This window comes from Thermoanaerobacterium calidifontis, assembly GCF_055381745.1.
The window spans coordinates 540,939-554,488 of the sequence record NZ_AP042436.1; the positions used below are offsets into that span (position 1 = coordinate 540,939).

The window sequence follows — 13,550 nt, forward strand, 5'->3', positions numbered from 1 at the left end:
ATGCATCATGATGAGATTCAAAAACTTAAAAAGATACTAATTGAAGATAACAATGATGAAACTAATATTTCGAGAGCTCTTAAAGAAGTATTTAAAAGGCAAAAAAGCATAATCATGACAATTTGCGTCTTAGAACTTATATATGAATCTGTATATCTATATGACATCATTTTAAAGAGAAGTGGTGTTTTAAAGTTTATAAAAAGTGTAGATAACCAACTGTACGTTACTGTTGAAAGTTACAGAGATATTGTCAGTAGGATTAGGCATTATAGACAGATAGACATGAAGATTAAAGATAACATCATAAAAACGCTTCAAGAGGAAAAGGATAAGTTAGAAGCAGATCTTGAAGTGCTATTTGGGTATTTTGTGGAAGCAAGGTATTGCAGTGATGTGTTTAATGACAAATTAAAGATTTTTAATCAGAATGAAATTAATATAAGCATTGATGAGTTTTACGATAAAATTAAAGAGTTTGTATTTGAAAATGAAGATGAGAAATTTGAGAGGATTCAGGAAGTCATATCAGCTATACCTTTTGCCCTTTCCAGAAAGAGGTTTTTTGATTACATGAAAAGTGGTTTGATCCATGAATACACTGGCTACGAGAAACTTTTAGAGAGCATTTTTGAGATAGAGGAAAATTTTTATGGAAAATTGGTAGAAGGTTATGGGGATAAATTTGCAGAGATAGCCAACAAGATAGATGAGCTTCAGACATTGGACTTAAAGAATGCTGCAAAAGATGATTTGGAGATGTATTTAAAAGATACAATCTTGCTTTTAAGCAAGATACAGGATGTAAGAGAAATAGTTTATTCGCTCATTAGGATCGTAAATAGACTTTTAATATTTTATAAATCAGACAAAAAGATAGAAGATATTATGCATGAGGAACCTAAAATAAAAATCTTTTTTGACATTTACAGCAGTATATACGAAGAAAGATATACAAAAAAGAAAGTCAAAGACTTTTTAAAGATGTTGAACGAAAATATTTCTAATTGGTATTTTGAGCTTTACAATTACAATAGACTGTTAAGTGATGTGAATTATCTTGAAAATGAGATAGATACATTGATAGATGAAGATATACTGAATGATATAGAAATTTTAGCTGAGTACGAAAATCTGATGAATGATGACAGCGACGAATTTGACGATATCACAGGCGATATAATAGATGGAAGCATTGTTGAAGACGAAATAAATAACCTTGTTTCCATGATAGATGATATAATAAAGTTCATGAATCCTGATTACAGAAAGGTGCGCATGAGGCGACTTTTAGGAATTATACCTGTTCCTGGGAATTTTGAAAATGAGTTTTTAAACTATTTAAAAAGCTCTTTGGAGTTTGAGACGACGTCAAATGTTAAGGCTGCCATAATGGAAAGTGTCGACAAAAGGATAAAGTTGTACAAGGACATGAAAAACAGCAAGCTTTTGTATGAAGCTCTTTTAAAAAACGTCAAGGAAGGATTGTAGTGAATGAAAGTTACAAATAAAACTGTATCTATAATTATGACTGTGCTTTTATTTTTGATTGTCTTACTTTCGAATTTGCAGTACTTGGCGTTTAATTTGAATTTCTATATAAATGAATTTGACAAATACGGTGTTAAGTACGTTACAGGTATGGATAAATCGCAATTAAGCAAAGTTGCATTAAGAATTCAAGATTATCTTTATGGGAAATCTGAAAACCTTCAAATAGACGCTGTAATAGATGGACAAAATCAGAAGGTTTTTAACGATAGGGAATTGGAACATATGAGAGATGTCAGAAAGCTTTTTGAGAATGGCTTTTTGATTAGAAACTTAATGATATTTATTTATATTTTGGCTTTTTTGTTTCTGTATTTTAGAAAAGAGGATGTTTTTTATCATACATATCGAGGTATGCTTTTTGTGATATTGTTTTTATTCGTTACAGGAGCCATAGTTTCATTGGATTTTAACAGATGGTTTATATATTTTCATCACATTTTTTTTGACAACAATTTATGGCAATTAGATGTAACTCGAGATAGGTTAATTCAGATGCTTCCAGAAGGTTTTTTCAGTGATATATCGTATTTGACTTTCAGGAATTCAATCATTACATACATTATAATTGGATTTGTATCTTTTTTATTAAAAGGGAAGAAAGACAGTAAAATAGGCCTATAATGAAGGCCTATTTTATATGCACATTTGTTTTTCGTCTTTCATCAATTCGTCTATTTCTTCTCTCGTTATCGTCTCGTTAGACAGTAATCTATCTGCAATCAAGATTATCTTGTCTTTTTTCTCTAAGAGGATTTTCTTTGCATTAGTGTAGCAGCTATTGATTATTTTATTTACTTCAGCGTCAATTTTATCCGTTGTTTTTGTCATTCTAATGTCATATATTCTGTGACCTAATTCGCTCATGCCGTAATTGCAAACCATTTGATATGAAATATTTGTAGCTTCCTTTAGGTCGTTTTCTGCACCAGTTGATACTTCATTAAACATTATCTCCTCAGCGGCACGGCCACCTAAAAGCATGGTTATCTTATTTTTTAAATCTGTCTTTGTCATCAAGAAGGCATCGTCTTTTGGGAAATTTAAGACGTATCCTAAGGCTTCTCCTCGAGGCACGATGGATATTTTTTCTACTGTGCTGGAGTTTAATATTTTTCCGATTATGGCATGACCTGCTTCATGGTGTGCCGCAATTTTGCGCTCTTTCTCCAATACTTCTGGATTTTTCTTTTGAAGGCCTGCGACGACCCTCTCTATTGCTTCATCAAATTCTTCTCTTCCTATTCTCTGCTTGTGCCTTATTACAGCGAGAATGGCAGCCTCATTGCATATAGACGATAAGTGTGCACCTGTCATGCCGTGAGTTTTTTTAGCAATTTCATCTAACGATATGTCAGTGTCTAAAGGCTTATTTCTCGTATGTACTTTCAGTATTTCCAATCTGGCTTTTACGTTTGGATTTCCTATGTGAATAGTCCTGTCAAATCTTCCTGGCCTTAAAAGGGCTTCATCCAGCATGTCCAGCCTGTTTGTAGCACCTATTACGATTATCCCGTCATTGCTGTTGAACCCATCCATTTCAACTAATAGCTGATTCAATGTTTGATCTTTTTCAGAATTGTTGTCGTTATTTCGCTTGCTTCCTACTGCATCGATTTCGTCTATGAAGATAATGCTTGGTGTTGATTTTTTAGCTCTTGCAAACAACGCTCTTATGCGGCTGGCTCCAACGCCTACGTATTTTTCAACAAATTCTGAACCTGATGCAGATATGAATGTAGAATTTGTTTCACCTGCTAAAGCAGTTGCCAGCAAGGTTTTGCCTGTGCCTGGCGGACCGTAAAAAAGTATTCCCTTTGGTATTTTAGCACCCATCCTGTCATACTTTTCAGTGTTGTTTATAAAATCGATGATGATTTTAAGCTCGTCAATAACCTCGTCAAGTCCTGCTACATCTCTGAATGTAATATTGATCTTTTTGCTGGATTCCTTTTCTTTAGGTGGGAATTCATTTTTTAGGTTTACAGGCATCATTTCAGATACTTTGTTTTTGTAAAGCATGTACCCTATAAGCAAAAGGGTCAGCATTGAAATTATTATAAGCGCTGAATTTCCATTTTTGCCATGCAACATGCCTAAAACAATGTTTATTAACAGTGATAGTGTCAATAATATTATATATAAGTTTTTTTTCATAGCCATCGCCCCCAGTGATTTACTAACAATAGTTTTTGCCCACAATTGTAAATTATGCGTAAATAATAATTATAAAGATTGAGGGTAATTTTGGATATATAGTAAATTGTTGCAAAGGAGGTAATTTAAATGGATGTATACATGGGAATTGACGTCGGATCTGTCAGTACAGATGTGGCATTGATTGACGCAAACAATGAGGTTATTGATTATGTTTATATTAGAACACAAGGACAGCCGATTAAAGCAGTTCAAAAGGCTTTGATGGAAATTAGAGACAGGCTTTATGGTGATGTAGATGTAAAGGGAGTCGGTACGACTGGAAGTGGAAGACAGTTGACAGGTCTTATGGTAGGTGCAGATATCATCAAGAATGAGATTACTGCTCATGCAATTGCGTCATCCAGCTTGATACCAGACGTTCATACGATTTTTGAGATAGGTGGTCAAGATTCTAAGATAATTATTTTAAGGGATGGTATTGTAGTCGATTTTGCCATGAATACTGTTTGTGCCGCAGGTACAGGTTCGTTTCTGGACCAACAGGCGTACAGGCTTAACATACCAATAGAAAGATTTGGAGATTTGGCGTTGGAGTCAAAAAATCCTGTAAGGATAGCAGGCAGATGCGGAGTGTTTGCCGAGTCTGACATGATACATAAGCAACAGATGGGATATCCGCTTAACGATATAATAAACGGTTTGTGCGAAGCATTAGTTAGAAATTATTTAAACAATGTAGGGAAAGGGAAGGATATAAAAGAACCGATTGTATTTCAGGGAGGTGTAGCGGCCAACAAAGGCATAAAGGCTGCCTTTGAAAAAGCTTTAGGCATGAAAGTATACGTGCCAAAATATTATGGAGTGATGGGTGCAATAGGTGCTGCGATACTTGCCAAAGAAGCTGTAAAGAAAAAAGGATATACACAGTTTAATGGATTTGAAATTGCCGATTTTGATTATAAGGCGCAGGGGTTTATATGTTCTGGATGTTCAAACAATTGTGAAGTTGTTGAGTTTATAAAAGACGAAGAAGTCGTATCACGCTGGGGAGACAGGTGTGGCAAATGGTCAAATTCAACAAACAAAAATATCTTTTCACAAAGTGTATCGTGATGCTTATTATAATATAAGGGCCGAATTTGGCCCTTATTATCAAACAAGTATTTCTATTTTATCTCCTTTTTTTAAGATGTCCGTATACGATGCTTTTTTGCCATTTAAGGTCATCTGAGGAATTTTGTTTTTAGGCATTTCAAAGTCTACAGTGTTAAATATATCCACAAAAATATATTGTTGTTTACCTGTGAGAATTTTTTTATCGCCATTTATGTATACGTAAAAGCAATCTTCTTCATCTATGATTGTTTTAATTGCGTCCCCATCTTTTACCATATAATCGTCATCTACAATTTTATCATTGACAGTGACTTTAGATGCGTTGTACTTTTCTTTTATTTCTCGAATCGAGATAGATGCATCACTGCCATTTATGCCACTTTCGACGACTATTTTGTCTCCGTTTTCAACTTTAGATTTAAGATTTGCGACTTTGCCATTTTTTAAGATTTTAGCTGGTATTCCTATTTGACCTTTTATGATTATATTTTCACCGTTAAGGGAAAATGACAAATTTTTACCTGGCTTTGCGATTAATCTTTTTGAATCAAAGTTGGTTTTTAAAAGTACGTCCATTATTGTCATTTCTTTCAGGTTTAATAATTCTAATTTTTCGTCGTTGAAGTAAACTGTTATGAAATCTTTTTTTCTGTCCATCATGGTGGAGTATGCTATGCCTATAGGTGTTATGTACTCTGGGCCCTTTAATTTTTTGCATTTGTAATCCACTACAGTTATGGTGCTGGCATCTCTTACTGAAACTCTCTCTATCGGTATAGATAGATTTTTTGCTATTTCCTCTGCTATGTTGGGAAGATTGCTGCTGCCTCCGACTAAAAATACAGCAGATGGACTTTTTCCATTGTACTTTACGATTTCATCGCAGATTTTCTTTGCGAGATTTTTGACAACAGGCGATATTAAATCTAAAACATCTAAGCGGGATATTTGGTGCTGCAGCCCTATGACGTCTTTGAATTTTATATCTTTTTTAGATGTGGTTTTGATTTTTTCTGCTGTATTAAAGTCAGTAAGGTAATGTTGCTGTATGGTTTCAGTTACTTCATCGCCTGCAAATGGAACCATTGAGTATGATATGATATTCCCGTCTTTTGAAATGGCTATGTCAGATGTACCTGCTCCAATATCTACAAGCGCTATGTTAAGCATTCTAATTTGTGGCATTATTGCAACGCCGATTGCGGCAATCGGCTCCAATGTAAGATACGATACTTCTAATCCTGCTTTTTTTGCCACTGAGTATAAGCTTTCTACTACATCGTACGGCAAGAATGTGGCTATTATCTCTACAGAGATTTCCTTGCCTGTGTGGTCTTTTAGGTTTGTTATAGGCAGGCCATCTAAGTAAAAGCTTTTTATGGAGTATCCTACCATGTGGTACTTTAAAGTGTGGTTTTCTCGAGATATTTCTTCTTTTGCTGTGTTCAATGCAGACAGTACTAGGTTATCTATGTCGCTGTCTTTCACTATGTAGTTTTCTTCAATGTTTTTTTCGACTCTTACTATTTTAGTTTTCAGCGATCTTCCTGCCGCAGCAAGGCTAACGCTTTTAAGTGTTATTCCAAGCTTTTTTTCCAGTTTTTCTTTTATCTTGATTGCGACAGATGCCACCTTGTCGATGTCGTGAACTTGGCCGTCAAACATAACTCTATCTGTATGCTCCATTTGTTCGACAGCTAAGACTTTCAGCTTATCATTTTCTGGCACGCCTACTATACCTACAACAATTCTTGTACCTATGTCAAGTGAAAAAATCAAATTATCGTTCATCAAAATTCCCCCGACAAATATATCGTAAAACAAAAATATATTTTAAATAATCATATTATACATTATACAATTTTTTTATTTACCTTAAAAGTAAATTTTATGGAGAAACAGATAATACGATTAAAGAAGATGACATTTAAGTGGCAAAGAAATAAGGAGTACAACGACTCCTTATTTTATCACTTTTTTTATATCGCTTAATAAACTACTTAATTGGTCTTTTGATATATACAATCCAATCTGAGTTGAATTCTTTTGCAAATAATATGTGGCATTGTCATCAGTCAAAAATTTTACTTCTTCACTTTTATTTCCGTCAGATATTGTCAGTGTAAAACTTGAATTGTTTCCAACAATTTTTTTGTTTGGATCGATGCCTGTCGGACTCAACAAAACAATGTCATTAAGGAGAGCTTCTGAATTATCGCTGCTTATTTCTTTGCCATTGTAAACCCATTTTCCACTTTTGTTTTTTTCTATATCGTAAGTTCCAGTAGAATCTGTGTATATTATCTTTGAAATCTTGTCTTTTGATATTGTGTACACGTCTTTGTCCAAGTAATTAAACAAAGTGTCGTTGCTGGTTATTTGCAAATTTTCTATTGAGCTGGCATCTACAACGTATATATAATTAGAATTTTTAAGCTTCGCGTAATACGAATTTCCCACAGGCGATTTGTTTCCTACAATCAAATCTTCCTTTTTTCCATCATTAGATGATACTGATATTATAAAAACAGATTTATCTAAACCGTATTTTTTTACATCAGTATCTGTAAATTTTCTGCTGTATTTAAGGCCTGAAATCGAATTAAACAGGTCGTCTGTGCTGGTGCTATCTGCCTTATAACTGACAGGCTTTGTGACATTATAAGTGCTGCCATTTTTTTTAATAGCCAATTCATTGCCTGCATCTTTTATGTCTACATAAGATATTTTGCTTTTGCTTATGCTTATTATATTTGTAGACGGCGCAGGCTTTTTTGTAGATTTTGCGTAGTAATAGTATCCTGCAAGTACGCCGAGAATTAAAAGCATTATTATAGTGTTTCTAAAAGTCTTCATAAAGCTCTCCTCCTGAAGAAGACGTAGCCGCCTATGATCCAGATAACTAAAGGTATAACTATAACTGTGACTATGAACATGTAATCAGCTTGTTTTCCGGTCATAAACACTGTTGCGTAGTCGAGAGATTTAGGACTTATGGAAATCTGCACTGTCTTATTTGTAAGCCAGTTTGCGCTGTTCATAAGGAGATCTCTATTGCCTTCTAAACCTATAACTCTATCTGTAGCCATAAGGTCGTTTCCCAACACTACTATCTTCATACCTGTTTTGCTGTCAGAGATGGTAACGCCTAATGTCAAAGGTCCTTTTATGTCGTTTTTGTCGTAAGATGCCTGCTTGCTGTTGAAATTCGTTTCTCCCCACGCTTTATCGCTGGTGGTCAAGAATGATTGAATCGAGATATTGCTGCTACTTGACGCTTTGTAAGTAATACTTCTGGAGCTTGGAGCAACAGTTGCTAAATTAGCTGATTCCAGTTTGTCAGTGATGTCATGGTATCCATATTCTGGTACAGGCGATAAAGCGTCCATAAAATAGTTTCTTGAAGGATCCACAACTATGTCATTGTCAATTTTCACATTCCAATTTGACAAAATATCATTGATTGATTTTTCAGTAAGAGGGCCATTTTCAGCTCCCATCATGATGAAGGCCTTTCCGCCTTTTTTCAGATAATCCATTATAGCATTCATTTCTTGCTGAGTGTAATCTGATTTTGGATTGGCAATGATTATAAGCCCTGCATCTTTTGGTATGCCACCAGCTTGACCAATATTAAGGTCGTTTACGCTGTAGCCTTCACCTTGCAATGCCGACTTAAACGTAGTAAGTGAATCTGTGCTGTTTACTTCATTATGGCCTTGGATGATGTAAGCATTTGTCTTGTTGACTTCGGTGACATTGATTATTGCTTGAGTAAATTGTTGCTCACCGCTGAAGATATTCTGGCCGGTTTCTTGAGATTGTGTGAAAATGTCGTATGAATTTACGATCTGCCTCTTGCTGTCATCTTTGCTGTTTAAAAACAACGTTGTATCGTAATCTGTAATTCCGTACTTTTGCGCCAGCGATGGATTTTTGTCAGGATCGATGAATTGCACTTTTATCCTTTTTGACAATGCTGTGTATTCATCTAAAAGATTTTGAACTTGTGTCTTTGCACTGTCGTTTTGGAAAAATGCGTAGACTGTCACATCTGTCTTTAGATTTTTCAATACTTGTTTCGTCTTATCAGAAAGGGTATACTGTTTTGACTTAGTGAGATCCCATTTTACAGGTTTTTGAGCCAATACTAAATTGCCAAAGATCAATATGCCAAGTAAAATAACAATAGATAAAACCATGTTGCTTCCGTATTTTAATCTAAGTTTGTTCAATAGAATTACCTCCTAACTCCAGCGTCTTTTGTCGACTACCATTATAGTGACAAATACAAAGAATATTATCACACTCAAGTAGAAGACAACGTCGTTTAAGCTTAAAACACCGTTTTGAAAGTTAGTGAATCTTTGCAGAAGTGAAATGTTGTCTACAATGTTTTTTGCTGTTCCCTGAAAAACATCTCCCAGCCAGCTAACGATCCAAAAGAGCAGTAATATTGAAAAACCTATGACGCCTGCAATTAGCTGATTTTCGGTTAAAGATGAAGCAAAAATGCCTATTGCGATAAATGCTGCACCCATCAAAAATGTCCCAATGTATCCTGTCAAAATTGGGCCAAAGTCAGGTGTGCTGTATATTTTAAGGTACAAAGGATATATTAAAGAAATCACCAAAGATAATGTATAAACAGTCAATGCAGCAAAGTATTTTCCTAAAACCATGTCGGTTATCCTAAGAGGTGATGTCATAAGTAGTTGATCTGTGCCATTTTTCATTTCTTCCGATATTAGCCTCATGGTCAAAATAGGGCTTACAAACATGAATACAAACACCATATTTCCAAAAACTGGTGACATTAAGGCGTATTGCGTTGAAAGGACAAATGTTGCAAAGAAATATCCAGATATAAGCAGCAAAAAGCCTACCAGTACATACGCAAGAGGCGAAAGAAAGTAGGACTTAAGCTCCCTTTTGTATATTGTCAGTATTTTCATTATCATTTACCTCCTCATCTGTTGTAAGCTGTAGGAAGACTTCTTCTAAGCTGTAGTTTACAGGCCTAAATTCAATGATAGGCAAACTTTGGTTTGCAAAGGAAAAGAAAATCTCTTTTCTTAGGTCATGGTCTACATCTGTTTCAACATCTACGTCGATGCAATTTTCTTTAGAATCCACTTTTGATTTAAAGTTTTTAATTCCATTTATTCCTCTTAAAGTAGTCGATATTTTTTCTACAGAACCTATTACTTTTATGAAATATCTTTTTGATTTTCCTATGGTGTCTGTCAAATTTTCAGTTGAATCTACCGCTACAATCTTGCCTTTGTTTATGATTATAACTCTATCGCATATCATGCTTACTTCTGGCAAAATATGCGTACTTAGAATTATTGTATGTTTTTTTCCTAATTCTTTTATGATATCTCTTATTTCTTTGATTTGTTTTGGATCTAAACCTACCGTTGGCTCATCCAGTACCAATACATCTGGATCTCCTACGATTGCTTGTGCAAGACCTACTCTTTGCTTATAACCTTTTGAAAGGTTTTTAATGATCCTTTTTCTTACGTCTGACAAACCAACTTCACCTATGACTTTATCTACTGTAGCTTTTTTCTTGTCATTTGGGACTTCTTTCAATTCGCAGACAAAGGCCAGATATGCTTCAACAGTCATATCCAGGTACAATGGTGGAACTTCTGGAAGATAGCCAATATGTTTTTTGGCTTTTATAGAATCTTCTATAATATCGTATCCAGCAATTTTTATTGTGCCTGATGTTGGCGGCATAAAACCAGTTATCATTTTCATCGTTGAGCTTTTTCCAGCTCCATTTGGGCCTAAGAACCCTACGATTTCTCCGCTATCAACAGAAAAGCTTATGTTGTCAACGGCTTTGCGGCTTCCGTAAACTTTGGTAACGTTGTTTACTTCAATCATCATACGCGGCTAAACCTCCTTTTTGTATATACTACTTAATTATAACCAACTTTTATTAACAAATTGTTAATAAAATGTAAGAGAATTTTAAAATAAAAAAATCATAGAGCTTTAAAAAGCCCTATGTTAAGCCGCCAAAAGAACTGATAACTTTTACTACATCGTTTATCTTATCATCACTGACTTCTACATTAAGCTGTATATTTGCATCGGCAGTTTCATCGTAATAGCCCATTTCGCTTATCATGGGATCTGACATCAACATAGGACTTTTTCTTATGTCGAAAGTGTGTCCTGATTTTAAGACAAGAGATGCCAGTGTAGGTCCTGTTTCTGTGCCAGCTATATTTTGCTTGTCATTATAAGTATCTGCATATTTGTCGATAATGTCGATGTACGCCTTATATCCCATACTTTTTAAATAGGCAGAAGCTTTATTGGCCTTTTCTAAACTGTAAAAATATCCATTTATTTTCATAAAATCACCCAAATATATTTTGGGCTTAATTAAGATAAATATGTATTATGAAAAAATACCCGGTTTTACCGGGTACATTAAAATCTCGATTCAAAACTTAACAATGTTTATGCTTTGAAATCGGATCTTCTATCAAAGTTGCAAAGACGAATTTATGATAGTGGTCGTCATCCACAGTAGTCTTGCCTTCTACAAAATGAACATGCTTACCCTCACCGACGTCAATAGCTGGCCCTGTTATTACACCAATTTCGTGATGATGATCTTCATAAAAATCCGTGCTTACTAAGATTGCATGGACATGACTATCACCATCTTTTATCACTTGGCTTGTGACACCAGCAAATCTGTGATTGTGCTCTTCTTCTTCGTGTTCACCTGCTAACATGGTACTTCCTAAAAATTCGTGGTTATGAGTTTGACCTTCATCTTTTTTATTGTTATAAAGATCAAAATAGTTTTTAATTTCTTCAATTGATAATTCCATAAATTCAACCTCCAAAAATTATTGAGTAATGACAATGATATAATATGCAAATGTAATATAATATGTGCTTAAAAAGTCATTTTAGAAGGTTTAATATTTATAAAAAAATATAATGCTAAGGTTTTTACAATTTTTACAAAGTATATTGACACGTGTGATATGCACGTGCTATAATATAATTGTCAGGAGTGAGGGAAATGAAACCCAAGGAATTAATAAAAATGCTTCAGAAAGAAGGATGGATAATAAAAAATCAGAGAGGCTCTCATGTACATATGATACATTCTTCAAAACCAGGCAAAATTCAAATTCCATATCACAACAAAGACTTAAAGCCTAAAACATTGAATTCAATCCTAAAGCAAGCAGGGTTAAAATAAAAAATTCTGTTTGCATAAAAGGCTAACATAAAATAAAAATATAAAAGGAGGTTTTGTTATGGATAGATATATTTTCCCAGCTGTATTTGAGTCTGATGGAAACGGCGGTTATACTGTAACTTTTCCAGATTTGCCAGGGTGCATAACTGAAGGTGATACACTTGATGAAGCATTATACATGGCTAAGGATGCTTTAGAGCTTTATATATACAATTTGGAAGAGGATAACGAAACAATTCCAATACCAACAGCTCCAGAAAAGATAAAAGTTCCTGAAGGTGCTTTTGTAAATCTTATCGAGGTTTACATGCCTCCTGTTCGTGATGAAATGGCCAATAAAAGTGTAAATAAAACAGTAACAATCCCACGATGGTTAAATGAGGCAGCAGAAAATGCAAACATAAACTTTTCACAAGTACTTCAATATGCACTAAAAGAACAATTAAAAATAACAGATAGATATAAAGCACTCTAAAATGGGTGCTTTATTTCATGACAATCCAAGACAATCTTTTTATGTTTCTAATCTAATTTTTATTTTTAGTGTGGGAAAAGTGTGGGAATAAAAGAAAAATGAAAATCATATATTGCTTAAAATCCAGTATTTTCAAACATTATGGTGCGCCTGACAGGAATCGAACCTGCGACCTCCCGGTTCGGAGCCGAACGCTCTATCCACTGAGCTACAGGCGCACAAACTTCATATTACATTATATCCTTTTTAAAAGGCATAAGTCAACCGTATTAGCCGACATAAATTTGATATTTCTGCTGCATAGTGCTATAATTAATTAAAAATTGAATAAAATAAATACGAAGGAGGAGAGACAATGCAAAATGTCGAACTTGAAGCTGTATTGAGAACACCGGGTAAGAATGCGGCCCGCAGGCTGAAGGAAAAAGGCTACATTCCTGCCATACTATACGGGAAAGGCATGGAGAGCATTCCACTAGCTGTTGAAACCGGTAAGCTTCGCACAATAGTACAAAAACACGGCAGGAATGTCCTCCTCAATTTGATAGTTAACGGTGCTACACATCAAGCAATACTGAAAGATGAACAAAAGGATGAGTTGACTGGAAAGCTGATACATATAGATTTTCAGCGAGTATCTATGAATGAGAAGGTTGAAGCAGCTGTACCGCTTAAATTTGAAGGTGTAGGCGTTATTGAAAGCAAAGGTCTTTTAGTGCAGCATCAGAAGTGGGAGCTTAATGTTGAGGCTCTGCCAACGGTTATTCCAGAAGAGATTGTAGTAGATGTATCTAATTTAGGAATAGGAGATACGATACTTGTAAAAGATGTAGTTGTCCCTGAAGGTGTTGAGAAGGTAGATGATTCTGACGAAGTCATATTGACAATAGTAGCGCCAAAGAATGCTGATGTGGAAGTAGAAGAGTCTACGGAAACGGCTTCTGGAAATGAATAAGAATATTTGAGAAAAATTAAAAGGAGCATTTTGCTCCTTTTAATTTT

General features: G+C 34.7%; 14 protein-coding genes and 1 tRNA gene. 6 read left to right on the forward strand and 9 right to left on the reverse strand.

Annotation, left to right across the window (positions count from 1 at the left end):
* Together ACZ42G_RS02855 and ACZ42G_RS02860 are read left to right on the forward strand one after the other, a co-directional pair.
* Entirely contained in the window at positions 1-1,491 is a 1,491-nt protein-coding gene (locus ACZ42G_RS02855; protein ID WP_274892305.1) for a hypothetical protein, read from the forward strand.
* 3 nt (positions 1,492-1,494) lie between these two features.
* Positions 1,495-2,175, forward strand: a complete 681-nt coding sequence (locus ACZ42G_RS02860) for a TIGR01906 family membrane protein (protein WP_274892306.1) — start codon at positions 1,495-1,497, stop codon at positions 2,173-2,175.
* A gap of 12 nt (positions 2,176-2,187) precedes the next feature.
* Here the strand turns inward: ACZ42G_RS02860 and ACZ42G_RS02865 are convergent, their stop codons facing one another.
* Entirely contained in the window at positions 2,188-3,708 is a 1,521-nt protein-coding gene (locus ACZ42G_RS02865) for an ATP-dependent metallopeptidase FtsH/Yme1/Tma family protein (protein WP_045409132.1), read from the reverse strand.
* A 129-nt stretch (positions 3,709-3,837) separates the two neighbouring features.
* On the opposite strand from ACZ42G_RS02865, the gene ACZ42G_RS02870 reads away from it, so the two are divergent.
* A complete protein-coding gene (locus ACZ42G_RS02870) occupies positions 3,838-4,824 on the forward strand; it encodes an acyl-CoA dehydratase activase (RefSeq protein ID WP_464851290.1) in 987 nt (328 codons plus the stop codon).
* A 39-nt stretch (positions 4,825-4,863) separates the two neighbouring features.
* Here the strand turns inward: ACZ42G_RS02870 and ACZ42G_RS02875 are convergent, their stop codons facing one another.
* The 7 genes from ACZ42G_RS02875 to ACZ42G_RS02905 all read right to left on the reverse strand — a co-directional run bounded on the left by ACZ42G_RS02875 (position 4,864) and on the right by ACZ42G_RS02905 (position 11,693).
* Complete coding sequence (locus ACZ42G_RS02875) at positions 4,864-6,618, reverse strand: cell division FtsA domain-containing protein (protein ID WP_464851292.1); 1,755 nt, start codon at positions 6,616-6,618, stop codon at positions 4,864-4,866.
* A gap of 171 nt (positions 6,619-6,789) precedes the next feature.
* Entirely contained in the window at positions 6,790-7,683 is an 894-nt protein-coding gene (locus ACZ42G_RS02880; RefSeq protein ID WP_464851294.1) for a DUF4340 domain-containing protein, read from the reverse strand.
* Positions 7,680-9,062: a GldG family protein gene (locus ACZ42G_RS02885; RefSeq protein WP_464851296.1), complete on the reverse strand. Its 1,383-nt coding sequence runs from the start codon at positions 9,060-9,062 to the stop codon at positions 7,680-7,682. Before ACZ42G_RS02885 ends, ACZ42G_RS02880 begins: the two co-directional genes overlap by 4 nt.
* A gap of 12 nt (positions 9,063-9,074) precedes the next feature.
* The gene (locus ACZ42G_RS02890) at positions 9,075-9,782 is read right to left on the reverse strand and encodes an ABC transporter permease (protein ID WP_464851298.1); all 708 of its coding nucleotides are present in this window, start codon (positions 9,780-9,782) and stop codon (positions 9,075-9,077) included.
* Positions 9,748-10,731, reverse strand: coding sequence for an ABC transporter ATP-binding protein (locus ACZ42G_RS02895; RefSeq protein ID WP_464851300.1), 984 nt, complete (start codon positions 10,729-10,731; stop codon positions 9,748-9,750). Before ACZ42G_RS02895 ends, ACZ42G_RS02890 begins: the two co-directional genes overlap by 35 nt.
* Positions 10,732-10,849: 118 nt before the next feature.
* Positions 10,850-11,206, reverse strand: a complete 357-nt coding sequence (locus ACZ42G_RS02900) for a hypothetical protein (RefSeq protein WP_464851302.1) — start codon at positions 11,204-11,206, stop codon at positions 10,850-10,852.
* Between the two features lie 97 nt (positions 11,207-11,303).
* The gene (locus tag ACZ42G_RS02905; RefSeq protein WP_464851304.1) at positions 11,304-11,693 is read right to left on the reverse strand and encodes a YmaF family protein; all 390 of its coding nucleotides are present in this window, start codon (positions 11,691-11,693) and stop codon (positions 11,304-11,306) included.
* A gap of 197 nt (positions 11,694-11,890) precedes the next feature.
* Between ACZ42G_RS02905 and ACZ42G_RS02910 the strand changes: the two genes are divergently transcribed.
* Together ACZ42G_RS02910 and ACZ42G_RS02915 are read left to right on the forward strand one after the other, a co-directional pair.
* Positions 11,891-12,073 carry a type II toxin-antitoxin system HicA family toxin gene (locus tag ACZ42G_RS02910; protein ID WP_085112318.1) on the forward strand — a complete coding sequence of 61 codons (183 nt, stop codon included), beginning with the start codon at positions 11,891-11,893 and terminating at the stop codon, positions 12,071-12,073.
* A 58-nt stretch (positions 12,074-12,131) separates the two neighbouring features.
* Positions 12,132-12,548 carry a type II toxin-antitoxin system HicB family antitoxin gene (locus ACZ42G_RS02915; RefSeq protein ID WP_464851306.1) on the forward strand — a complete coding sequence of 139 codons (417 nt, stop codon included), beginning with the start codon at positions 12,132-12,134 and terminating at the stop codon, positions 12,546-12,548.
* Between the two features lie 142 nt (positions 12,549-12,690).
* Here ACZ42G_RS02915 and ACZ42G_RS02920 read toward each other — a convergent pair.
* A tRNA-Arg gene (locus tag ACZ42G_RS02920) sits at positions 12,691-12,766 on the reverse strand.
* Positions 12,767-12,903: 137 nt separating this feature from the next.
* Between ACZ42G_RS02920 and ACZ42G_RS02925 the strand changes: the two genes are divergently transcribed.
* The gene (locus ACZ42G_RS02925) at positions 12,904-13,503 is read left to right on the forward strand and encodes a 50S ribosomal protein L25/general stress protein Ctc (protein WP_464851308.1); all 600 of its coding nucleotides are present in this window, start codon (positions 12,904-12,906) and stop codon (positions 13,501-13,503) included.
* The last annotated feature ends 47 nt before the right edge of the window (positions 13,504-13,550 follow it).

Bases quoted from the DNA above. Each gene is read 5' to 3' on its own strand.
- ACZ42G_RS02855 (WP_274892305.1), top strand. From the start codon at position 1: ATGCATCATGATGAGATTCAAAAACTTAAAAAGATACTAATTGAAGAT.
- ACZ42G_RS02860 (WP_274892306.1), top strand. From the start codon at position 1,495: ATGAAAGTTACAAATAAAACTGTATCTATAATTATGACTGTGCTTTTA.
- ACZ42G_RS02865 (WP_045409132.1), bottom strand. From the start codon at position 3,708: ATGAAAAAAAACTTATATATAATATTATTGACACTATCACTGTTAATA.
- ACZ42G_RS02870 (WP_464851290.1), top strand. From the start codon at position 3,838: ATGGATGTATACATGGGAATTGACGTCGGATCTGTCAGTACAGATGTG.
- ACZ42G_RS02875 (WP_464851292.1), bottom strand. From the start codon at position 6,618: ATGAACGATAATTTGATTTTTTCACTTGACATAGGTACAAGAATTGTT.
- ACZ42G_RS02880 (WP_464851294.1), bottom strand. From the start codon at position 7,683: ATGAAGACTTTTAGAAACACTATAATAATGCTTTTAATTCTCGGCGTA.
- ACZ42G_RS02890 (WP_464851298.1), bottom strand. From the start codon at position 9,782: ATGAAAATACTGACAATATACAAAAGGGAGCTTAAGTCCTACTTTCTT.
- ACZ42G_RS02895 (WP_464851300.1), bottom strand. From the start codon at position 10,731: ATGATGATTGAAGTAAACAACGTTACCAAAGTTTACGGAAGCCGCAAA.
- ACZ42G_RS02900 (WP_464851302.1), bottom strand. From the start codon at position 11,206: ATGAAAATAAATGGATATTTTTACAGTTTAGAAAAGGCCAATAAAGCT.
- ACZ42G_RS02905 (WP_464851304.1), bottom strand. From the start codon at position 11,693: ATGGAATTATCAATTGAAGAAATTAAAAACTATTTTGATCTTTATAAC.
- ACZ42G_RS02910 (WP_085112318.1), top strand. From the start codon at position 11,891: ATGAAACCCAAGGAATTAATAAAAATGCTTCAGAAAGAAGGATGGATA.
- ACZ42G_RS02915 (WP_464851306.1), top strand. From the start codon at position 12,132: ATGGATAGATATATTTTCCCAGCTGTATTTGAGTCTGATGGAAACGGC.
- ACZ42G_RS02925 (WP_464851308.1), top strand. From the start codon at position 12,904: ATGCAAAATGTCGAACTTGAAGCTGTATTGAGAACACCGGGTAAGAAT.